The following is a 22,437-nucleotide window of genomic DNA, read 5'->3' on the forward strand; positions in this document are numbered from 1 at the left end:
GTCGCTGTGCCGTGTGACGGCGGCGCTGTGCGGCGCTGACGGTGGCTCTGAGGGCCGCCGGCCCTGGCCCGCCGTCGTCAGGTGGGCGTGGGGCTGCTCTCCTGCGGCGTCCGGTCACCGGGGTCGCCGGGCTGCTCGTCGGGCCGGTCCCTGCCCGCGGTGACCCCGCCGGCCGGGACGCCGTCGACGGCGGCCCCGTCCGCCGCGTCGGCGCCGGCTCCGTCCGCAGTGTCTGCGTCGACGCCGTCCCCGCCGGCAGCCGCCGTGTCGATGCCGGCCCCAGCGGCAGCGACCCCGCCGGCCGAGGCCGCGCCGGCGTCGCCCCCGCCCTCGACATCGCCGGTCGACCCGTCCGGGGACCCCAGCCGCCACTGGGCGGCGGCGGCCACGAGGCACGGCACCGCGAGCGCGATCCCGGTGGCCGGCACCACGATCCCGGAGTCGTTGATGAGGAAGCCGACCGTGAGCCCCGCGCCGATCGCGGCGACGGCGGGTCGCAGCAGCGGCACGGCGTGCCCGAGCCCGGCGAGCGGGCTGCCGCCGCCCATGAGCTGGCCGCGCCGCGGCCGGGCACCGGCGACGACGATCCAGGTGAGGGCCACCCCGGCGACGGCGAGCACGAGGTAGCGCCATGACGTGAGGAGCCGCAGGTTGGCGGACAGCTTGCGTCCGAGGACGTCCCAGAGGCCGCCGTCGAGGACGGTCGCGAAGAACCGGCCGAGGTGGGTGCGCTCGTCGGGCGGGCGCAGCCAGTCGAGCACGGCGAAGCCTCCGACGACCGCGACGCCGACGGCGCACACGACCGCGACGGTCTTCCAGCTGACCTTGCGCCCGCTGACCACGACGGTCAGCAGGGCGAACGCGACGATGAGGGCGGGCGGCCCGCCGAAGTCGCTGCCGAGGCCCGGGGTGCCGTCGACGACGACGAGGAGCAGTCCCAGCGCCGCCACGGAGGCCGTCGCGAGGCGGCGGTGACCGCGGCGCAGGAGGGGGTCGGCGATGGCGACGGCGAGGAGCAGGCCGCCTGCGGTGAGCAGCGCGAACGCCTGGTTGCTCATGCCGTAGAACCGGGCGGCGAGCAGCCGGTGGGCGCCCATCGGGGTGTCGATGACGAGGTTGGAGCCGGTGCACGCGTCGACCACGAGCACCGCCACCGTCACCCCGGCGACGAACCCGGCGGCGCCCAGCAGGTTGCGCCGCCACGGCCCCACGAGGGCGAGCACGGTGATGAGGGCGACCCAGCCGAACGCCACCCACCAGAACGCCGTCCGGGGGTCGTCGGCCCGCCACCACGGCACCAGGGCCGTGAGGAAGGCCGCGACCGGTGCGGCGGCGAGCGCGAGCGACGCGACCCGCAGCACCCGCAGGGTGGGTCGCAGCGGTCGGCGGTCGGAGCGGCCCTTGCGCGTGAGGATGATCGCGGCGGCGACGAACAGGGCGGCCTGGACGAGGACGAGCCGTGCGGAGAACCCGCCGCTCACGCGAGTGATCCAGGACGCGTGCAGCTGGACGTCGAGGAGGGCGTCGACGCGGGCCGTCGCCGTGGGCGGCCCGGCGACGGGCAGGATCGCCGAGCCGGTCAGCGCCGGTGCGGCACCGGCGAGACCGAGCGAGTCGAGCAGGGTCGGCGTGACGTCGACGGTGACGATCAGGCCCTTCTGCCGGGTCGACCCGGAGGTGAGGAACGACTCGGAGTACGCCTCGCCGTTCGGCGCGACACCGGTCGCCGCGGCGAGCTGGAGCACGGGCCGGCTGGAGTCGGCGAGCGACACGACCAGGACGGTCGCACCGGAGGCCCGGGCGCCGGCGACGACGGCGCCGATGCGCGCGTCGAGCGTCTGCGCCTGCGACGAGCGGGTGGGCTCGACGATCGCGTCGGGCGACGGCAGGTCGGGTGCGGTGGGGTCGGACAGCCCGGGTACGACGTCCTCGTCGGTGTCGTCCGGCGGCACCTCGGAGGTGGTGCGCGGCCGGGTCGCGTATCCGGGGTCGCGGATGACGCCCGCGTCGACGACCAGGAGCCGTGACTCGGCGAGCGCGGTGCGGACGGCCCGGGTGACGGCGCCGGCCGAGTCGGGCCGCGGCAGGTGGGTGCCGACGGGGAGCCCGTCGGAGCCGGCCAGGGCGATCGCGGCTCCGGGACCGATGCCGGTGACGGGCACGCCCGCGTCCGCGAGGGTGTCGCCGAGGAGCCCGGGATGAGCGCCGTACGACTCGGCGTCGGCGGCCTGGAGGTAGTCGTCCCACCCGGGCGCCAGGCCCGACTCGCCGGGGTCCCGCAGCGTGCGGCAGGTGCGGTCGTCGGCGGACAGGTCCGCGGCGCGCGTGCCCGACGAGACGGCGAGCCACCCGTCCGCGGGGCAGGCCCTCGACGCGACGGACCGGGCGGCGACGTCGCCGACCGAGCCCTCGCGGGACATGCTCCACAGGGCGGGGGTGGTGAGCGTGGTCACGTCGTCCCAGCGCAGGCCGGTGACGCCGACCAGGACCACCGGGGGCAGCGAGGTGTCCTGAGCGGTGCCGGCGGCGGCGCGCACCGGGACGTCGACGGGGCTCGCGGCGGACGCCGCCGCCGTACCGAGGGTGAGCACCCCGAGCAGCCCGAGCGCCCCGAGCCCTCCGAGCGCACGTCGCACGGTGTCGCGGGTCCGGCAGGTCGCGCGCGGACGGGCAGGGTTGGGCACCGAACCAGCCTACGTGCGGCACTACCCTCGACCCGGCGGGCCTGCCGCCCGAGCGAGGGACGTCCACCTGGTGGCCACGTGACCTGCACGGGACGGCATGGGCCTGTGCGGACCTGCACGGACGTGCGCGGACCGTGCAGGACGAGCGCCCGCCGCCGCCGGCGAGGTGCGCCGACGGGCGGGACGGGAGGGCTGATGGCTGCACGGCCGCGCTACGCGTACCTCGGGCCCGAGGGGACGTTCACGGAGGCGGCGCTGCGCAAGGTCGCCCCGCCCGACGCCGCGGACTACCTGCCCCAGTCCGACGTGGCGTCCGCGATCGCCGCGGTCCGGTCGGGCGAGGCCGACTTCGCGGTGGTCGCCATCGAGAGCACCGTCGAGGGCGGCGTGACCGCCACGCTCGACAGCCTCGCCACCGGCGAGCCGCTCGTGCTCCTGCGGGAGGTGCTCGTCCCGGTCCAGTTCGCGCTGGCGGCCGCGCCCGGCGTGCGGCTCGCGGACGTGCGCCGCATCTCGGCGCACCCCCACGCGTGGGTGCAGTGCCGTCGCTGGCTCGCGCACCACCTGCCGCACGTGGTGCACGTCCCCGCGACGTCGAACACGGCGCCCGCCGCCCTGATCGCGGACGCGCTGCGGGCGGGAGGGCCGGCGGACCTCGGCTTCGACGCCGCCCTGGTCCCGCCGCCGGCCGTGCAGACCTACGGCCTGGACGTGCTCGCGCAGGACGTCGCCGACAACGTCGCGGCCCTGACGCGCTTCGTCGTCGTGGGCCACCCGGGCGACGTGCCCCCGCCGACGGGTGCCGACAAGACGACGCTCGTGGTGCACCTGCCCGACAACGAGGCCGGCGCGCTGCTGGCCATGCTGGAGCAGTTCGCCGTGCGGGGGGTCAACCTGTCCCGCATCGAGTCGCGGCCCATCGGCGACGCCCTCGGGCGGTACTCGTTCTCCATCGACGCCGAGGGCCACGTCACCGACGAGCGGGTCGGCGAGGCGATCATGGGCCTGCACCGCCGCTGCCCGTACGTGCGGTTCCTCGGCTCGTACCCGCGGGCCGACGCGGTGGAGCCGACCGTGCACGTCGGGACGGCCGACGCCGACTTCGTCGGTGCACGCTCGTGGCTGCGCGCCGTGCGGGAGGGCCGGGCCACCTGACCCGCCCGGACCGGACGGGACACCCCGGACAGAACCGCTCAGCCCGGGGCCGAGCGGCTCAGGCCCGGACCGAAAGCCTCACTCCCGGATCGAACGGCTCAGCCGGCGGGAGCCAGCGGGAGGCCGAGCTGCTCGGCCGCCTCGGCGAGCAGGTTCTCGCCGAACGCCAGGAAGAACCCCTGCATGAGCTGGCCGATGATCTCGGGCGAGCCCGTGGTGAACGCGGTGAGGATCGCCCCGCCGCGCTCCTGCACCCACTCGCGCGACAGGTGGTCCGAGGTGTGGCTGCGCAGCCTCTGCATGTGCGGCTGGAGGCGGCGGACCGCCTCGCTGAGCACGTGGTTCCCGCTGCGCTCGAGGAACATCACCATGATCTCCTGGACCGCGGTGATCTGGACGGGCCCGACGTTGAGCGGGTCCGCCTGGTCCGGTTCGGCGACGAGGCCGCGGATGTGGGCGACGTCGTCCGCGGTGAGGTTCGGCAGGGCGAGCCGCGCCGCCATCCCGTGCAGCGCGGCGAGCGTCTGGAAGATCATCCGCGCGTGCTCCAGGTCGATCTCCGCGACGCGCGTCCCCCGGTTGGGGCGGTAGACGACGAGTCCCTGGTCGCGCAGCCGGTTGATCGCGTCGCGGACCGGCGTGCGGGAGACGTCGAGCCACGCCGCGATCTCCTCCTCGCGCAGCAGCTCGCCGGGTTCGAGGTCGCCCGAGATGACGAGGGCGAGGACGTTGTCGTACACCAGGTCGGGCAGGAGCGTCCGCGCGGAGTCCGTGGGTCTGGGCCGGGTGGGTACGGGCACGGCGACTCCTGCGGTACGAGGGGGCGGACCGCGGCGGCTCTGGCGCGGGCATGAGCAAGTCACACGGTATCGGTCGGGAGCCTGGTCAGGAGCGGTCGCGCGAGGTGCGGTCAGGCGGTCGCGACGCGCACGACGAGCGCCCCGTGGTCCACGCGTGCCGACAGCTCGGTGACCCGGCCGACCACGTCCCCGTCGACCTGGACGTGCTCGCCGCCCTGCACCACGAGCCGCACCTCCTGCGCGCGGGTGTGGTCGATGCGGCCGATCTTCGCGGGCAGGTCGTTGCGCATCCCGACGCCCTGCAGCACGACCTCGCCGAGCAGCTGCGCCCAGCCGGCGATCCCGGCGCGGGTGTCGATGGCGGCGATGTCGAGCCAGCCGTCGTCGAGCACCGCGTCGGGCAGCAGCGTGATGCCGCCGGGGAGCCGGCCGCAGTTGCCGATGAGCAGGCTGCGCAGCCGGGTGGTGGTGACGGGCTGGTCGTCGAGCCGCACGTGCACCCGGGTGCGCCGGCCGTGCAGGTGGCGCATGCCGGCGACGAAGTAGGCGATCCACCCGACGCGCGCCTTGAGCTGCTCGTCGGCGTCGGCGACCATCGCGGCGTCGAACCCGAGCCCGGCGATGACCAGGAAGATGTGGTCGCGGGGCTCGTCCGGGTGGCGCCGGGCGGAGTCGGGCTCGGCGGCCTCGGCGACGTCGTCGTCGACCTGGGACTCCCACCGCAGCACCCGCAGCCAGCCCACGTCGATGGCACGGTCGCGGCCCTGCAGCGCGATCTGCATCGCGGCGAGCGGGTCGTTCAGCGGGATGTCGAGGTTGCGCGCGAGCAGGTTGCCCGTGCCCAGCGGCATCAGGCCCATCGGGATACCCGTGCCGACGAGCCCTTCGGCGACGCCCCGGACGGTCCCGTCGCCGCCGATCGCGACCACCACGTCGGCCCCCGCGTCGACGGCCCGCCGGGCCTGCCCGACGCCGGGGTCGGCCACGGTCGTCTCCAGCCACAGCGGCTCGGGGAGCCCTTGCTCCTCGCATGCCCGCAGGATCGAGGCGTGCAGCGCGGCGACGTCGGGCTTCGAGGGGTTCGCGACGAACGCGACGTGCTGCCCCTCGGACCGCACCTCGCGCTGCAGCCGCAGCGCCCGCTCGTGGGCCCAGGCCCGGGGCGAGGTGATGCGGCGGCGCAGCTCGTTCTGCCGGACCCACAGGATGAGGACGAGCACGAGCGCGGTGGTGGCGACCCCCACCGCGACCCACGCCTGCCAGACCATGTGCCGCAATCTACGGCCCACCTGGTGGTCGTTCTCGTTCCGAGGGGCGGCGCGGCGGCCGTGGGACGGCGACAGGCCCGCCGGGACGGGGTCGGTACGCTCGACGGGTGATCGATCTGCGGCTCCTGCGGGAGGACCCCGACCGTGTCCGGGCGAGCCAGGTGGCGCGGGGTGACTCGCCGCACCTGGTCGACGAGGTGCTGGACGCCGACGCCCGTCGCCGCTCCGCACTCACGGAGTACGAGATGCTCCGCGCCGAGCAGAAGGCGCACGGCAAGAAGGTCGCCGCCGCGCAGGGTGACGAGAAGCAGGACCTCCTCGCGCACGGCAAGCGGCTCGCCGAGCAGGTCAAGGCCCTGCAGGCCGACGCGGAGGCCGCCGAGCAGAAGGCCACCGACCTGTCGCGCCGCATCGGGAACGTCATCGAGGACGGCGTGCCGGCGGGCGGCGAGGACGACTACGTGGTGCTGGAGCATGTCGGCACGCCGCGCGACTTCGCCGCCGAGTACGGGCCCGACTTCACGGTCCGTGACCACCTGGAGCTCGGCGAGCGGCTGCGTGCGATCGACACCGAGCGCGGCGCCAAGGTGTCCGGCGCCCGGTTCTACTACCTGACCGGGATCGGTGCACGCCTCGAGCTGGCGTTGCTCAACGCGGCCGTCGACAAGGCCCTGTCGGTGGGGTTCACACCCGTGATCACCCCGACCCTCGTCAAGTCCGAGGTCATGGCCGGCACCGGGTTCCTCGGCGCGCACGCCGACGAGGTGTACCACCTGCCGGCGGACGACCTGTACCTCGTCGGCACGTCGGAGGTCGCGCTCGCGGGCTACCACAGCGGCGAGATCCTCGACCTGTCGTCGGGCCCGAAGCGCTACGCCGGGTGGAGCGCCTGCTACCGGCGGGAGGCCGGCTCGTACGGCAAGGACACCCGCGGGATCATCCGCGTGCACCAGTTCCACAAGGTCGAGGCGTTCAGCTACACCACGGTGGAGGACGCCGCCGACGAGCACCGCCGCATCCTCGGCTGGGAGAAGGAGATGCTCGCGCTCGTCGAGCTCCCCTTCCGGGTCATCGACACCGCCGCGGGGGACCTGGGGTCGAGCGCCGCGCGCAAGTTCGACTGCGAGGCGTGGCTGCCGAGCCAGGAGCGCTGGCTGGAGCTGTCGTCGACCTCGAACTGCACCACGTTCCAGGCCCGCCGCCTGGGCGTGCGGGAGCGGACCGCCGACGGCCAGGTCCGCGCGGTCGCCACGCTCAACGGCACGCTCGCCACCACCCGCTGGCTCGTCGCGATCCTCGAGAACCACCAGCAGGCGGACGGGTCCGTCCGCGTCCCGGCCGGGCTGCGGCCGTACCTCGGCGGCCTGGAGGTGCTGGAGCCGTGAGCCGCTGCGAGCTCGTCGCCCTCGACGTGGACGGCACGCTCATGACCTACGACGGCGTGGTGTCGGACGGCGTCCGGGCGGCGGTGCTCGCGGTCCGGGACTCGGGCCGGCACGTGGTCCTGGCGACGGGCCGCAGCGTGCACTCGGCGGTCCCGGTGGCGCACGAGCTGGGCCTGACCGAGGGCTGGCTCGTCGCCTCGAACGGCGCCGTCACGGTGCGCCTCGACCCCGCTGCTGACGGCGGGCACGAGATCACCAAGGTCGTGACGTTCGACGCCGGCCCGGCGCTGCGGGCGATCGCGATGGAGCTGCCCGACGCGCTGTACGCCGTGGAGGCGCTCGGCACCGGGTTCCGGGTGTCCGGGGACTTCCCGGACGGCGAGCTGTCCGGCCACCTCGAGGTCGTGCCGTTCGACGAGCTCGCGACGGCTCCCGCCACGCGCGTCGTCATCCGCGCACCCGGGTCGAGCCCCGAGGTGTTCCACGCGCTCGTCGAGCGGGTCGGCCTGCACGAGGTCGAGTACGCCGTCGGCTGGAGCGCGTGGCTCGACCTGACGCCGGGCGGCGTGTCGAAGGCGAGCGCCCTCGAGGAGATCCGTCAGGAGGTCGGCGTGGAGCCGTTCGCGACGGTCGCGGTGGGTGACGGCAGCAACGACCTGCAGATGCTCCGGTGGGCGGCACGGGGGGTCGCGATGGGGCACGCCGCCCAGTCCGTGAGGGACGCCGCCGACGAGGTCACCGGCACGATCGACGACGACGGAGCCCTCGCGGTGCTGCGCAGTTTGCTGGCCTGACCTGCGGCTCGCCGGCGTTGCAACCGTTTGCCGCAAGTTCCGCGTGTTCGCCCGGCCCGGCCCGAGTGATGGCGCAAACGTGACCGGATCGTGACCGAGTTGTCCGGTCTTTGAGGTTGCAAAGCTCCTGCCAGGCGACTTGCATCGCTGAGGAGGGCGCGCCCGGGGAGGACGCGCCACACCGGTGCATGACGACGTGGAGGTCTCATGAACAGCCGAAAGCGCCGCGGGTACGCGGCAGCCGCAGCGACGGGCGCCAGCCTGGCCCTCGTCCTCTCAGCCTGCTCGGGCGGGGACGACGACGGGGGCAGCGAGCCGTCCTCGTCCACGGACTGCGCGGCCTACGAGCAGTACGGCGACCTGTCCGGCAAGTCGATCAGCGTGTACACGTCGATCGTCGACCCGGAGTCCAAGCAGCAGACCGACTCCTACAAGCCGTTCGAGGAGTGCACGGGCGCGACGATCAAGTACGAGGGATCGCGGGAGTTCGAGGCGCAGCTGCCCGTGCGGCTCCAGTCCGGCAACGCGCCGGACATCGCGTACATCCCTCAGCCGGGCTTCCTCAAGTCGATCGTCGCGGACTACCCCGACGTCGTGGTCCCGGCCCCGGAGGCCGTGCAGAAGAACGCGAGCGAGTACTACACGGAGTCGTGGGTCGACTACGGCTCGGTCGACGGCAAGCTGTACGCCACGCCGCTCGGCGCCAACGTGAAGTCGTTCGTCTGGTACTCGCCCAGCGCGTTCGAGGAGAACGGCTACGAGGTCCCCAAGACATGGGACGACCTCATGAAGCTCACGGACAAGATCGCCGCGGACCACCCCGAGGCGAAGCCGTGGTGCGCGGGCATCGAGTCCGGTGACGCCACCGGCTGGCCGGCCACCGACTGGCTCGAGGACGTCGTCCTGCGGACCGCAGGCCCGGACGTCTACGACCAGTGGGTCAACCACGAGATCCCGTTCAACGACCCGCAGATCCTCGCGGCGCTGAAGACGGTCGGCGGCATCCTCAAGAACGACAAGGACGTCAACGGCGGGCTCGGCGACGTGAAGTCCATCGCCACCACGCCGTGGAACGAGGCCGGCAACGGCATCCCCGACGGCACCTGCTTCCTGCACCGTGCGGCGAACTTCTACCAGGCCAACTGGGACCCGGAGGTCAAGGTCGGTGAGGACGGCGACGTCTGGGCCTTCTACCTGCCGGGCAAGACGGAGGACGACAAGCCGCTGCTCGGCGGCGGGGAGTTCGTGACCGCGTTCGCCGACCGTCCCGAGGTCCAGGCGTTCCAGGCGTTCCTGTCGAGCCCCGAGTGGGCCAACGAGAAGGCCCGGGTCACGGGGCAGGGCTGGTTCAGCGCCAACAGCGGCCTCGACCCGAGCCTGCTGAAGAACCCGCTCGACAAGCTGTCGTTCGACCTGCTCACCGACGACAGCTACACGTTCCGGTTCGACGGGTCCGACCAGATGCCCGGTGCCGTCGGCGCCGACGCCTTCTGGAAGCAGATGACTGCGTGGATCGGCGAGGACCAGACCGACGAGAAGACCCTCGACAACATCGAGGCGAGCTGGCCGACGTCCTGATCGAGCAGCACTGACGCGCACGTGGTGGGAGTCGCCGAGCTGACGGCTCCCACCACGTCCGTCACGACAACGCCGTCGGGTGCTGCCCTCCGGACGCCCTCCGGAGGGCGCTGACCTCGACAGCGAGGAAAGGGTCGGTATGGACTGGTTACTCACCCCCACGTCCACGGGGCAGAAGTTCGCGCTGATGATCATCGCGATCCTGCTGTTCGTCGTGGTGATGGGCGTCATCCTCTTCGGCATCGACCGGCTCAAGCGGGCCCCCACCTGGCTGGTCGTCACCGGCTTCCTGGGCCCGACGCTGCTGTTCGTGACCTTCGGGCTCGTGTACCCCGGGATCCGGACCATCCGGACGTCGTTCTACAGCGACAAGGGCGGCAACTTCGTCGGCCTCGACAACTACGTGAAGGCGTTCACCGACGACGCGTTCCAGACGGTGCTGCGGAACACCGTGCTGTGGGTCGTGATCGTGCCGCTCGCCGCCACGTTCATCGGGCTCGTCTACGCGGTGCTCATCGACCGCACCCGGTTCGAGTCGTTCGCGAAGACCCTGATCTTCCTGCCGATGGCCATCTCGCTGGTCGGCGCGTCGATCATCTGGAAGTTCGTCTACGAGTTCCGGCCGGACATCGGCAACATCCAGCAGATCGGCCTGCTCAACCAGATCCTCGTGTGGCTCGGCTTCCCGCCCCAGCAGTTCCTGCTCGGTCAGCCGTGGAACACGCTGTTCCTCATCGCGGTCCTCGTCTGGATCCAGGCCGGCTTCGCGATGACCGTGCTGTCCGCGGCCATCAAGGCGATCCCCGACGACATCGTGGAGGCGGCCCGGCTCGACGGCCTGCACGGCGTCGGGATGTTCCGGTTCATCACCGTCCCGAGCATCCGGCCCGCCCTCATCGTCGTCGTCACGACGATCGCCATGGCGACGCTCAAGGTGTTCGACATCGTCCGGACCATGACGGGCGGCAACTTCAACACCTCCGTCGTGGCGTACGAGTTCTACACGCAGAGCTTCCGTGCGCAGCGGCCGGGCATCGGGGCTGCGCTCGCCGTGATCCTGTTCGTGCTGGTGATCCCGATCGTCGTCTACAACGTCCGGCAGCTGAGGCTCGCGGAGGAGATCCGATGACCGTCATCCCGCCGGCGTCCCTCGTCGACAAGGAGGAGGCCGACACCCGCGACACCCCCCGCAAGCTGTCCCGCGCGGAGCAGCGGGCCATCGCCGTGAAGGGCCGGCTCAGCTCGCCGTGGGCGTCGGGCCTCGCGGTGGTCATCGCGATCCTGTGGACGGTGCCGACGTTCGGGCTGTTCGTCACGTCGTTCCGGCCGCGGTCGGAGATCCGGACCTCCGGCTGGTGGACCCTCCCCTGGAACTGGGAGGTGACGCTCGACAACTACCAGCAGGCCCTGTTCGGGTCCTCGACGAGCCTGTCGACGTACTTCGTCAACTCGATCGTCATCACCCTGCCGGCGGTGATCATCCCGATCACGCTCGCGCTGCTCGCGGCGTACGCGTTCGCCTGGGTCGACTTCAAGGGCCGGGGCATCCTGTTCGTCGCCGTCTTCGCCCTCCAGGTCGTCCCGATCCAGGTGACGCTGATCCCGCTGCTGTCGCAGTTCGTGCAGTGGGGCCTCGCGGGGTCGTTCTGGGTGGTGTGGCTGTCGCACTCGATCTTCGCGCTGCCGCTGGCCATCTACCTGCTGCACAACTTCATGAAGGAGATCCCGGCGTCCCTGGTCGAGGCGGCCCGGGTGGACGGCGCCGGGCACGTGAAGATCTTCTTCCAGGTGCTGCTCCCGCTGCTCACGCCGGCGATCGCCTCGTTCGCGATCTTCCAGTTCCTGTGGGTGTGGAACGACCTGCTCGTCGCCCTGGTCTTCGTCGGCGGCACCCCGGACGTGGCGCCGCTGACGGTGCGCGTCGCGGAGCTGTCCGGCACCCGCGGGACGGCGTGGCAGCTGCTGTCCGCCGGGGCGTTCGTGGCGCTCGCGGTGCCGCTGGTGGTGTTCCTCGCGCTGCAGCGGTACTTCGTGCGCGGCCTGCTCGCGGGGTCCGTGAAGGGCTGACACCCGGGCTCGACTCCGGCCGGGCCACAAGCTGAAGGGTTCGTCGCGCCAGGTGCGACGAACCCTTCGGCGTCCCGGCGTCGGCTGGGCACCGACGATCGGGAAGGCTTCTCGACGGCCGCGGGTTGGCACCGACGACACCGCGTCACGCACCGCACCCGCAGGAGGAACCCCCATGCCCGTCGCCGTCACCGGAGCCACCGGCCACCTCGGCCGCCTCGTCGTCGAGCACCTGCTGGCGGGCGGCCTGCCCGCCGACCAGGTCACCGCCGTCGGGCGGCGAGCCGACCGGTTGGCCGACCTCGCCGCCCAGGGCGTGCGCGCCGTCGCGGCCGACTACTCCGACGGTCCCGCCCTGCAGGCCGCCTTCGCGGGCGCCGACACCGTGCTGCTCGTGTCCGGCAACGAGGTCGGCCGCCGCGTCGCGCAGCACCAGCAGGTCGTCGACTCGGCCCGCGCCGCCGGCGTGCGCCGCGTCGTCTACACCAGCGCCCCGCACGCCGACACCGCCGGTCTCGTGGTCGCCCCCGACCACAAGGCCACCGAGGAGCTGATCCGGGCCTCCGGTCTCGCGTGGACCGTCCTGCGCAACAACTGGTACACGGAGACCTACGTCGGGGCCGTCGAGCAGGCCCGGGTCACCGGCGCGATTCTCACCAGCGCCGGTGAGGGCCGCGTCGCCAGCGCCCCGCGCGACGACTACGCCGCCGCCGCGGCCGTGGTGCTGGTCGGTGACGACCACGACGGCCGGGTCTACGAGCTCAGCGGCGACGTCGCCTGGACGTTCGACGAGCTCGCGCAGGCAGCGACCGAGGTGCTCGGCACGCCCGTCGTCGTCCAGCACGTGTCGTCCGACGAGCACCGCGCGATCCTCCTGGACGCCGGTCTGGAGGCGGGCACGGCGGAGTTCGTCGTGGCGCTCGACGAGGGGATCCGCCGAGGCGACCTCGCCGACGCCACCGCCGACCTGCGCACGCTGGTCGGCCGGCCCACCACCCCGCTCGTCGACACCCTCCGGGCGGCCGTCCGCTGACGCGGGCCCACCCGCCGACGTCCACGCCGTCCGCTGAAGCGCGCGCACCCGCCGACGCTCGCCGTCCGCTGAAGGGCGCTCCCGCCGACGTCCACGCCGTCCGCTGAAGCGCGCCCACCCGCCGACGCTCGCCGGCACACGGTGCGCCCTAGCCTGGCCGGGTGCCCGCGCCGCTGCTGTTCGTCGTCTCGGGCCTCACGCTGTACCTCGGTGCCGCGCTCGCGGTGGGCCTGTTCGACGAGCTCCCCCCGGCCACCGTCGCGTGGCTGCGCATCGCCGTCGCGGCGGTCGTGCTCCTGCTGTGGGGCCGCCCGTGGCGCACCCGCGTCCTGTGGAACCGCCGGGCCCTGCTCGTCGCCGTGGCGTTCGGGCTGGTCCTCGGCGTGATGAACGCGGCGTTCTACGTCGCGATCGACCACCTGCCGCTGGGCACCGCGGTCGCGCTCGAGTTCACCGGCCCGGTCGCCGTGGCCGCCGTCACCGGGCGCGGCTGGCGGGACCGGGCGGCGATCGCCGTGGCGGCCCTGGGGGTGGTGCTGCTCGCCGGTGTGACCCTGGAGGCGACGCCGGACGCCGTCGTCGGGCTCGTCGCGATCGGGGTCGCGGCGGCCTGCTGGGCGGGCTACATCGTGCTCGGCCGACGGGTGGCCAGGGCGGCGAGCGGCGGCCTCGCCGGGCTGTCGGTCGCGATGGCCGCCGGTGCGCTGCTGCTCGGCCCGTTCCTCGCCGAGGCGGCCGGGCCCGTGCTCACCGACGGCCGGCTGGCCGCGCTCGTGCTCGGCGTCGCCGTGTTCTCCTCGGTGATCCCGTACGCCATCGACCAGGTGGTGCTGCGGCGCCTGCGTCCCGCGACGTTCGCGGTGCTGCTCGCGCTGCTCCCGGCGACGGCGGCCGTCGTCGGCGCCGTGGCCCTGCAGCAGGTGCCGCACGGGTGGGAGGTCGTCGGGCTGCTGCTCGTGTCCGGGGCGATCGCGCTCACCGCACGCGCCGACGAGGAGCCGCCCCCGGCCTGACCCGGTGTGACGCGCGACGCCCGACCCGGTGTGACGGGCCCGGCTCGAGCCGGCATGGCGAGCTCGGGCTGACCCCATGGGCGGCGCAGAGGGTCAGAGGTACTGCCCGGTGCCGCCCTCGCCGTCGCCGTCGGGCCCGTCGCCCGGCAGCACCAGGCCCGGTGCACCCGGGGGTCGGTGGCCCGGCGGGAGCTGGCGGCGCATCCCCGACAGCTGGGCCTGTGTCGCCATCTGCTGTGCGACGAGAGCCGTCTGGATGCCGTGGAACAGCCCTTCGAGCCAGCCGACGAGCTGCGCCTGCGCGATCCGCAGCTCGGCGTCCGACGGCGGGGTGTCGTCGTCGACGAACGGCAGCGTGATGCGGTGCAGCTCGTCGACGAGCTCGGGGGACAGCCCGTCCTCGAGCTCACGCAGCGAGCGCTCGTGCACCTCCGCGAGACGGGCGCGTGCGGCGTCGTCGAGCGGGGCGCTGCGCACCTCGTCGAGCAGCTGCTTGATCATGGTGCCGATCCGCATGACCTTGGCCGGCTGGCCCACGAGCCCGCCGACGTCCTCGGGCCGCCGCTGCTGCCCGTCGCGCGTCCCGTCCTGCGGGTCGCCCTGCACGTCGGGCTGCACGTCGGGCCGCAGACCGCCCCGGGCCTCGCCCTGCGGTTCGCTCCGAGCCGGGTCGACGATCACGACCCGCGGCTCGTCCTGGTGCGTCGTCCGTGCCTCGTCGTCCACCCGGGCATTGTGCCCGGACCCCGTCGCCCCCGCAGCCCACGCGGCAGGTCCAGCGTGCGTCGATACGCTGGATCCATGGCTTGGCTGACGACCCCCGCCCACGCGCGCTGGCTCGAGCACGAGACCGACCGGCTGCTCGACTTCGGCCGGGCCTCGGCCCTGCCGAGCGGTGGCTTCGCCCGGCAGGACGACGTGGGGGAGCCCACGGACGGGCCGCTGGAGCTCTGGATCGCCTGCCGCATGACGCACGTGTACGCGATCGGTCACCTGCTGGGACGCCCGGGTGCGAGGGCCCTCGTGGACCACGGTCTCGCCGCGATCACGGGGCTGTTCCACGACGACGAGCACGGCGGCTGGTTCGCCGAGGTCGAGCGCGACGGCACGCCGAAGGACACGGCCAAGGCCGCGTACCCGCACGCGTTCGTGGTACTTGCCGCGTCCAGCGCCACGGCCGCGGGCCGGCCGGGGGCGCGGGCGCTGCTCGACGAGGCGCTGGCCGTCTCGGAGCAGCGGTTCTGGGACGAGTCCGCGGGCATGGCCGTCGAGCAGTGGGACCGGACGTTCGGCGCGCTCGACGGGTACCGCGGCGTCAACGCCAACATGCACACCGTCGAGGCCTACCTCGCGGCCGCCGACGTCACGGGCGACCGGGTGTGGCTCGACCGGGCGGTCCGGATCGTCGAGCGCGTGGTGCACGGGCTCGCCCGGGGCAACGACTGGCGGATACCGGAGCACTTCGACGCGTCATGGACGCCGGACCTCGAGTACAACGTCGACGAGCCCGCGCACCCGTTCCGCCCCTACGGCGCCACCATCGGCCACTGGTTCGAGTGGGCCCGGCTCACGCTGCACGCCCGCGCCGCGGTCACCGCCCGCGGGGACGTCGCGCCCGCGTGGATGCTCGACGACGCGGTCGCCCTGTTCGACGCCGGCGTGCGCGAGGGCTGGGCGGTGGACGGCGCCGACGGCTTCGTCTACACGGTCGACTGGTCAGGGGCGCCCGTGGTCCGCGAACGCATGCACTGGGTCGCCGCCGAGGCGGTCGCCGCCGCCGCCGCGCTGCACGCCGCGACGGGGGAGCCGCGGTTCGACGAGCGCTACTCCCAGTGGTGGGACTACATCGGCGCGCACGTCCTCGACCGCGAGGGCGGCTCGTGGTGGCACGAGCTCGGCACCGACAACACGGTGTCGCGCACCGTCTGGGCCGGCAAGGCCGACCTCTATCACGCGGTGCAGGCCACCCTGATCCCCCGGCTGCCCCTGACCCCGGTGATCGTGCCGGCGCTCGCGGCGGGCCTGCTCGACTGACACCGCCTCACGGCACCAGCACGACCTTGCCGAACGCCTCCCCGCTCTCCAGCAGGCGGTGCGCGTCGGCCGCCTGCTCGAACGGCAGCCGTGCGTGCACCACGGGTCGCACCTCGCCCGACGCGACCAGCGGCCAGACGTGCCGGCGCACCCCGTCCATGATCGCGACCTTCTGGTCGAGCGGCCGGCCGCGCAGCGTGGTGCCGATGACGCTGCCCCGCTTGGCCAGGAGCGCACCCAGGTCGAGCTCGCCGCGGCGGCCGCGCTGCATCCCGATCACCACGAGCCGCCCGTCGTCGGCGAGCATGGCCAGGTTGTCCGCGAGCCCGCCGGCACCGAGCACGTCGAGGACCACGTCGACGCCGCGCCCGTCCGTCGCGGCCAGGACCTGGGCGACGACGTCACCGGCACGGTGGTCGACGACCACCTCCGCACCCAGCTCGCGCACGCGCGCGACCCGCTCCGGGCCGCCCGCCGTCGCGAGCACCCGGACGCCGAGCGCCGCCGCGAGCTGGACGGCCGCCGATCCCACACCGCCCGACCCGCCCTGCACGAGCAACGACTGACCGGGCTCGAGCCGGGCGGCCCGCAGGTTCGACCACACCGTGGCGAGAGCCTCGGGCAGCGCGGCCGCGTCCATGAGCGGGAGGGCGTCGGGCACCCGCAGCACCAGGCCTGCCGGGACCGCGACCCGCTCCGCGTACCCGCCGCCCGCGAGAAGTGCCGCCACACGGTCGCCGACGAGCCACCCGGCCTCCTCGGGCACCTCCGCGCCCACGGCCGCGACCGTTCCCGCCACCTCGAGACCCGGCCACGCGGGTGATCCGGGGGGCGGGTCGTAGCGGCCCGCGCGCTGGAGGAGGTCGGCGCGGTTGACGCCCGCACCTGCGACGTCGACCAGCAGCTCGCCCGCGGCAGCCACCGGGTCCGGCACCACACGGACGCTCAGGACGTCGGGATCGCCAGGATGTTCGACCACGACGGCACGCACAACCGGCACACTAGCCCGGAGGCCGAGCGTAGCCGTGACTCGTTCGGCCCTGCCGTATCCCAGCGGGTGAGGTCCGTGGCAAACTCTGCCGCGGGCTAATGGTCCGCTGTCCAGCAGCCGATGAGGCGAACGGAAGTCGTCACAGGGCGACGCAGGACTGGTTCGGCACAGCCCCGATGGTGACACCCGAGACGGGTGAACGAAAGGATCGACATGCTGCGACGGCTTGGCATCCGCGCCAAGGTGATGGCTGTCCTCGCCGTGCCCATGCTCGTTCTCTTCGGCGCCGGCGCCTACATCTCGAACGAGGCGCTCCGCGAGGCCAGCGAGGTCAGCGCGGCCGAGGGCGTCATGGCCGCACTGCAGGCGTACGCCCCCCTCGCGAGCGCCATCGAGGCGGAGCGCATCCTCAGCCTCAACGGCGGCACCCCCGAGCAGATCAACGCCGCGCGGATCGCGTCCGACGACGCGCTGCGCGACGTGTTCCCCAAGACCCGGGCCCTCAACCTCGACGCCTTCCCGGACGCGGTGGTCACCCAGTTCCAGGACGTGCAGTTCGCGCACAACGAGATGCTGCCGTCCGCGCGCAAGCTCGTGGACATCAACGGTCACCGCGAGGAGATCGCGCGGTACTACACCACGATCATCACCGGTCAGATCGACCTCATGGAGTCGGTGGCCAACGCGCTGCCCAACCGTGACCTGGCCCGTTACGTGACGGCGTACCGCGAGGTCGCGACCACGAGCGACGGCCTGGTGAGCGAGCTCGTCGACGCCGTGGCCCTGATCAAGACCCGCGTGTCGCTGCAGACCGCCGCGCTGGCCTTCGCCAACGAGACGGCCGCCAACGAGCAGGCCCGTCACCGTGCACGTGACGCGGTCGAGGGCCTCGGGATCGACGTCGAGCTCAGCCAGGACGACCCCTCGTACCTGCTCACCAACGTCCGGTCCGACCTGTCGCAGGGCAATGCGAGCGCCTTCGAGGCCGTCGACATGGGTGCCTACGCCACGGACATCCAGAACCAGCTGCTCTCCCTCTCCTCGGTGAACGACGCGGTCCTCAAGGAGGGCCACGCGATCGCCACCAAGGCGGCCGACGACGCGCAGAAGCGCGCCATCCTGACGATCGGCCTGGCCATCGCCGCCGCCGTCGCGTCCCTGTTCTTCGCCGTCGTCATCGCCCGAGGGATCGTCACCCCGCTCCGTCGCCTCACCGCCGCCGCCGCGAACGTCCGCGAGCAGCTGCCGAGGCTCGTCGAGCAGGTGGCCGTCCCCGGTGAGGGTCCCGAGATCACGCTCGAGCCCATCCCCGTGACCACCCGCGACGAGGTCGGCGAGCTCGCCCAGGCCTTCAACTCGGTCAACGCGACGACCGTGCAGATCGCCCAGGAGCAGGCCGCCCTGCGTGGCTCCATCGCGGAGATGTTCGTCAACGTGGCCCGCCGCGACCAGGTGCTCCTCAACCGCCAGCTGTCGTTCATCGACTCGCTGGAGCGTGCGGAGGAGGACCCGTCGACGCTGGCGAACCTGTTCCGCCTCGACCACCTCGCCACCCGGATGCGTCGTAACGCCGAGTCGCTCCTCGTCCTCGCCGGCATCGACTCCGGTCGCCGCCTGCGGGACGCCATGCCGCTCTCGGACGTCATCCGTACCGCCTCGTCGGAGATCGAGCAGTACGACCGCGTCGAGCTCGACCTGCAGGTCGACCCGGCCATGCTCGGCTTCAACGCCCTCGGTGCCGCGCACATGCTCGCCGAGCTCCTGGAGAACGCCACGGTGTTCTCCGAGCCGGAGACGCCCGTCATGGTCACCACCGGCGTGGTGGGCCAGTTCGTCATGGTGAAGGTCAGCGACCAGGGCCTCGGCATGAGCGACGTGGAGATCGAGACCGCGAACGCTCGCATCCGGTCCACCGGTGCCGGCGACGCCCTCGGTGCCCAGCGCCTCGGCCTCTTCGTCGTCGGTCGCATCGCCCAGCGCCTCGGCGCCGACGTGATCCTCAGCAAGAGCCCCAGCGGCACGGGCACCCAGACGATCGTCCGCTTCCCCGCCTCGCTGTTCGCGGCGAACGAGCAGTCGCTCTACGGCTCCTCGGCGCCGGCCCCGGCCTCGGCTCCCAGCATCTCGGCGGACGCGTTCCAGCCGCCGGTCGTCGAAGAGGTCGACCTCGCCGCGCTGACCGACGGCGCCACCGCGCTGGGCCTGCCGCGTCGCCGCCGCGGCGACGACGGTGCCGACACCGACACGAACGCCGAGGGCGTCCCCGGCGTCGCTCCCGCGCTGGGCCGCAGCGAGCTGCCCGCACGTCCCCGCAAGACGTTCGACGAGGACAACATCGTCCTGCCCGAGGCGCCCTCCGGGAACATCTCGGCGGACCTCGCGACGGGCTCCAGCGAGTGGAAGCCCCCGACGATCGCGGCCGAGCCGCTCAAGAACCTCGGCCTGCCGAGCCGTACCCGTGCCGCCACGTCGGCCTGGGCGCAGCCCGTCGAGGAGGCCCCGGTCGTCAGCGCTCCCGCCCCGTCCGCCCGTGCCGGCCTGTTCTCCGGCTTCCGCGGTCGCGGTGACATCCAGCCCGGCACGCCTGCCGGTGGCACAGCCATCCCGGGTCTGGCCGACGACGACCGTCAGGGCGCGCCCGACGGCGGTGCGCGCACCGTGGATGAGCCTCGGCGCCCACTCGGCCGCCCCCGAGCCCCTCGTGGTCCCCGCCCTGGTGGAGGACGACGAGCCGGCATGGACGCCCGCGCAGCCCGACGCCGCCCAGGAGCAGACGCCCGTCGTCGAGCTCTCCGGCGAGGTCGAGCCCGAGACCGCCGACGTGGAGCCCGCTCACGCCGAGCACGCCGAGATCGAGCCCGCCGAGGCGTGGGCACCGTCGCAGCCGTCGGAGCCCGTCTGGGCCCCGAGCGAGCCGACGTACACCGCCGAGGTCGAGGAGCCCGTCTGGGCCCCGACCGCCCCCGAGCACAACGAGGTCGCCACCGCGGCCGAGGCCGTCGCCGCCGAGCCGTGGGCGCCGGCCGAGGGCTGGGCGACGCCCGCGCAGTCGCAGGAGCCCGTCTGGGCCCCGCGAGCCGCTGAGGCTGCCGCTGAGGAGCCCGTGTGGGCGCCGCAGGTTGCTGAGGCTGCCGCTGAGGAGCCCGTGTGGGCGCCGCAGGTTGCTGAGGCTGCCGCTGAGGAGCCCGTGTGGGCGCCGCAGGTTGCTGAGGCTGCCGCTGAGGAGCCCGTCTGGGCCCCGCGAGCCGCTGAGGCTGCCGCTGAGGAGCCCGTGTGGGCGCCGCAGGTCGCTGAGGCTGCCGCTGAGGAGCCCGTGTGGGCGCCGCAGGTCGCTGAGGCTGCCGCTGAGGAGCCCGTGTGGGCGCCGCAGGCCGCCGAGGCTGCCGCTGACCAGCTGTCCTACCGCGTCTCGCCGTTGGACGACTCGCCGATGTTCGACACGGTCCTCCACGAGGCCGCCGACCACGCCGAGGAGCCCGCCGCAGAGCTTCCCGCCGCCGAGCTTCCCGCCTCGGCGGAGCCGACCCTCCCGACCCGTCGGTCGGCCGCCGCCGCCGCCGAGGCCTCCGTGGCCGACGCACCCGCCGCGTTCACCTCGTACAGCGGCTACTCCGGCTGGGCCGGCGCGGCGTCGCAGGGGATCCCCGCGGCCCTCAGCACCCCGCACGTCCCGTTCGAGCGGACGCTCGACGAGGCGCGCGCCTGGCACACGGGTGCACTGCCCGTGGTCCCGGCCCCGCAGCCCCAGCCGGCCGCCGCCGAGGAGCCGGCCCCCGTGGCCGACGCTCAGCAGCCGGCCGACGACGCGTGGCCGGCCCCCGCGTGGGAGGCGCCCGCGTGGCAGCCGCCCACCTGGCAGGCACCGGCGTTCCAGTCGACCGACGCGCCTGCCCAGCCCGTCGACCAGCACGTGGCCGTCGAGGCCCCGAGCGCACGCACGGACGAGACGACGACCTTCGCGCCGGTGATTCCCGAGCTCGAGCCCGACATGGAGCCCGAGACGTGGAACGCCCCGGTCGCCGAGGCGTGGCCGACGCTCGTGCCCGACCCGGAGGCTGCTCCCGTCGAGCAGACGGAGCAGCACGCGGTCGCCGAGGCCGCCCCGGCACCGTACGTCCCGGCTCCGCACGTCGAGGTCCCGGCTCCGTACACGCAGGCTCCCGCGCCGTACGCCCAGGCCCCGGCCCCCTACGCCCAGGCTCCCGCGCCGTTCGCGCAGGCTCCCGCGCCGTACGCGCAGGCTCCGGCTCCGTTCGCGGAGGCTCCGGCTCCCGCCGCTCCTGCCCCGGTGGCTCCGGCCCCCGTGCAGAGCGCGCAGGCGTGGGCCTCCGCCCCCGCCGCCGAGCAGCCGTTCTCCCAGCTCGTCAACGCGGGCGACGACGAGTCGCAGCCCAAGCGTCGCTGGGGCGGCCTGTTCGGCAAGCGCAAGGGTGGCGAGGCCGCGTCGTCGGCCGCGACGCCCGCTGCACCGGCTCCGGCTGACCCCGTCTCGCCGCCGCGCACCTCCGCGTGGTCGGCGGAGTCACCTGCTCCGGCCGCTGACGATGCGACCCGAAGCTGGTCGGCCCCGGCGTGGACCGCACCCACGGCGCCCGCCATGGTCGTGCCGCCGGCGCCCAGCGCAGCGCCCGCCAAGGCCCCCGCGCCCGCCGCCCCGGCTCCGCTGGAGCAGCGGTCCGCCGGCTCCTGGTCACCGCCCGACTGGGCCTCGCGCCCGGCGGCCGCCGGTGCGCCGGTGTCGACGGTGCCCCACCCCAACGTCCCGCCGTCGGTCGCCCCGCGGATCGGGACCCTGGACGACGAGGTCGCGGCGATGCTCGCCCTGCGGTCCGACATCCAGGAGCAGGCGCTGTCCGAGCTCAGCCAGCTCTCGGCCTACCGGCCGAGCGCAGTTGGTGGCGCGGCCGAGCAGCTCACCCGGCGTGTGCCGTCGGCAGTGCCGACGACTCCCGTCTCCGCCGACGAGGGCAAGCCTGTGCAGCGTGACGCGGACGAGCTCCGCTCGCGTCTGTCGAGCTTCCAGTCCGGGACTTCTCGCGGCCGCCGCGCCTCCGGTGACCCGTCCCCTGAGCAGAACGGCCCCGCCTGATGAACTCGACCGACCCCACCCCTGTCGTCGCCGCCTCGGTGACGTCGTACCCCGCAGTCGTCGACTGCACCAGCAAGGAGGAAGCGTGACCGCGCTCAGCACCGAGGCAGCCAACTTCGGCTGGCTCCTGGACAACTTCGTCCGGACCGTGCCCGGCACCCGCCACACGCTTGTGGTGTCTGCCGACGGTCTTCTCATGGCGATGTCCGAGCTTCTCGACCGCACCAGCGGCGACCAGCTCGCGGCCATCGTCTCGGGCATGTCGAGCCTGACCCGTGGCGCGTCGCGCCAGCTTCGTGCGGGGGAGGTGCGTCAGGCGATCATCGAGATGGACCAGCTGTTCCTCTTCCTGATGAGCGTCTCGAACGGCTCCGTCCTCGCCGTCGTGGCGGAGTCGAGCTGCGACGTCGGGCTCATCGGCTACGAGATGGCGATGCTCGTCTCGCGGACCGAGGCGACCCTGACGCCCCAGCTCATCTCCGAGATGCGTGGCCAGCTCCCCGTCGACGGCGCCACGCGCGCTCCCGTCGCCTGAGGCCCCGGGTC

At 73.7% G+C, this 22,437-nt stretch carries 17 protein-coding genes; 12 read left to right on the forward strand and 5 right to left on the reverse strand.

Going from position 1 to position 22,437, the window contains the following annotated elements; all coding sequences use genetic code 11:
- Positions 1 to 77: 77 nt before the first annotated feature.
- The gene (locus tag ACVW07_RS12440) at positions 78 to 2,684 is read right to left on the reverse strand and encodes a hypothetical protein (RefSeq protein ID WP_456819552.1); all 2,607 of its coding nucleotides are present in this window, start codon (positions 2,682 to 2,684) and stop codon (positions 78 to 80) included.
- 195 nt (positions 2,685 to 2,879) lie between these two features.
- On the opposite strand from ACVW07_RS12440, the gene pheA reads away from it, so the two are divergent.
- Complete coding sequence (gene pheA, locus ACVW07_RS12445) at positions 2,880 to 3,839, forward strand: prephenate dehydratase (RefSeq protein WP_456819553.1); 960 nt, start codon at positions 2,880 to 2,882, stop codon at positions 3,837 to 3,839.
- A 98-nt stretch (positions 3,840 to 3,937) separates the two neighbouring features.
- On the opposite strand, the gene ACVW07_RS12450 is transcribed toward pheA, so the two are convergent.
- On the reverse strand, positions 3,938 to 4,639 hold the full coding sequence (locus ACVW07_RS12450; protein WP_456819554.1) for a GntR family transcriptional regulator: 702 nt from the start codon (positions 4,637 to 4,639) through the stop codon (positions 3,938 to 3,940).
- A gap of 110 nt (positions 4,640 to 4,749) precedes the next feature.
- Positions 4,750 to 5,907 carry a diacylglycerol/lipid kinase family protein gene (locus ACVW07_RS12455; RefSeq protein ID WP_456819555.1) on the reverse strand — a complete coding sequence of 386 codons (1,158 nt, stop codon included), beginning with the start codon at positions 5,905 to 5,907 and terminating at the stop codon, positions 4,750 to 4,752.
- A gap of 107 nt (positions 5,908 to 6,014) precedes the next feature.
- On the opposite strand from ACVW07_RS12455, the gene serS reads away from it, so the two are divergent.
- The 7 genes from serS to ACVW07_RS12490 all read left to right on the forward strand — a co-directional run bounded on the left by serS (position 6,015) and on the right by ACVW07_RS12490 (position 13,777).
- The gene (serS, locus tag ACVW07_RS12460) at positions 6,015 to 7,292 is read left to right on the forward strand and encodes a serine--tRNA ligase (RefSeq protein WP_456819556.1); all 1,278 of its coding nucleotides are present in this window, start codon (positions 6,015 to 6,017) and stop codon (positions 7,290 to 7,292) included.
- Positions 7,289 to 8,086 carry an HAD family hydrolase gene (locus tag ACVW07_RS12465; RefSeq protein WP_456819557.1) on the forward strand — a complete coding sequence of 266 codons (798 nt, stop codon included), beginning with the start codon at positions 7,289 to 7,291 and terminating at the stop codon, positions 8,084 to 8,086. Before serS ends, ACVW07_RS12465 begins: the two co-directional genes overlap by 4 nt.
- A gap of 207 nt (positions 8,087 to 8,293) precedes the next feature.
- Positions 8,294 to 9,664 (forward strand): ABC transporter substrate-binding protein, encoded by a 1,371-nt coding sequence (locus ACVW07_RS12470; RefSeq protein ID WP_456819558.1) that lies wholly within the window; start codon positions 8,294 to 8,296, stop codon positions 9,662 to 9,664.
- Between the two features lie 139 nt (positions 9,665 to 9,803).
- The gene (locus ACVW07_RS12475; RefSeq protein WP_456819559.1) at positions 9,804 to 10,793 is read left to right on the forward strand and encodes a carbohydrate ABC transporter permease; all 990 of its coding nucleotides are present in this window, start codon (positions 9,804 to 9,806) and stop codon (positions 10,791 to 10,793) included.
- A complete protein-coding gene (locus tag ACVW07_RS12480; protein ID WP_456819560.1) occupies positions 10,790 to 11,731 on the forward strand; it encodes a carbohydrate ABC transporter permease in 942 nt (313 codons plus the stop codon). Before ACVW07_RS12475 ends, ACVW07_RS12480 begins: the two co-directional genes overlap by 4 nt.
- A 175-nt stretch (positions 11,732 to 11,906) precedes the next feature.
- Positions 11,907 to 12,764, forward strand: coding sequence for an SDR family oxidoreductase (locus tag ACVW07_RS12485; protein ID WP_456819561.1), 858 nt, complete (start codon positions 11,907 to 11,909; stop codon positions 12,762 to 12,764).
- A 161-nt stretch (positions 12,765 to 12,925) separates the two neighbouring features.
- A complete protein-coding gene (locus ACVW07_RS12490; RefSeq protein WP_456819562.1) occupies positions 12,926 to 13,777 on the forward strand; it encodes an EamA family transporter in 852 nt (283 codons plus the stop codon).
- 93 nt (positions 13,778 to 13,870) lie between these two features.
- Here ACVW07_RS12490 and ACVW07_RS12495 read toward each other — a convergent pair whose 3' ends face one another.
- Entirely contained in the window at positions 13,871 to 14,503 is a 633-nt protein-coding gene (locus ACVW07_RS12495; protein WP_456819563.1) for a bacterial proteasome activator family protein, read from the reverse strand.
- A gap of 75 nt (positions 14,504 to 14,578) precedes the next feature.
- Here ACVW07_RS12495 and ACVW07_RS12500 point away from each other — a divergent pair, with 75 nt between their 5' ends.
- Entirely contained in the window at positions 14,579 to 15,811 is a 1,233-nt protein-coding gene (locus tag ACVW07_RS12500; protein WP_456819564.1) for an AGE family epimerase/isomerase, read from the forward strand.
- Between the two features lie 7 nt (positions 15,812 to 15,818).
- Here ACVW07_RS12500 and ACVW07_RS12505 read toward each other — a convergent pair whose 3' ends face one another.
- Positions 15,819 to 16,802 (reverse strand): NAD(P)H-quinone oxidoreductase, encoded by a 984-nt coding sequence (locus ACVW07_RS12505; RefSeq protein ID WP_456819565.1) that lies wholly within the window; start codon positions 16,800 to 16,802, stop codon positions 15,819 to 15,821.
- A 213-nt stretch (positions 16,803 to 17,015) separates the two neighbouring features.
- Here ACVW07_RS12505 and ACVW07_RS12510 point away from each other — a divergent pair, with 213 nt between their 5' ends.
- The 3 genes from ACVW07_RS12510 to ACVW07_RS12520 all read left to right on the forward strand — a co-directional run bounded on the left by ACVW07_RS12510 (position 17,016) and on the right by ACVW07_RS12520 (position 22,426).
- The gene (locus ACVW07_RS12510; protein ID WP_456819566.1) at positions 17,016 to 19,886 is read left to right on the forward strand and encodes an ATP-binding protein; all 2,871 of its coding nucleotides are present in this window, start codon (positions 17,016 to 17,018) and stop codon (positions 19,884 to 19,886) included.
- A 187-nt stretch (positions 19,887 to 20,073) separates the two neighbouring features.
- The gene (locus tag ACVW07_RS12515) at positions 20,074 to 21,891 is read left to right on the forward strand and encodes a hypothetical protein (RefSeq protein WP_456819567.1); all 1,818 of its coding nucleotides are present in this window, start codon (positions 20,074 to 20,076) and stop codon (positions 21,889 to 21,891) included.
- 85 nt (positions 21,892 to 21,976) lie between these two features.
- A complete protein-coding gene (locus ACVW07_RS12520; RefSeq protein ID WP_456819568.1) occupies positions 21,977 to 22,426 on the forward strand; it encodes a roadblock/LC7 domain-containing protein in 450 nt (149 codons plus the stop codon).
- Positions 22,427 to 22,437 lie beyond the last annotated feature (11 nt).

This window comes from Cellulomonas sp. URHB0016 (assembly GCF_054057935.1).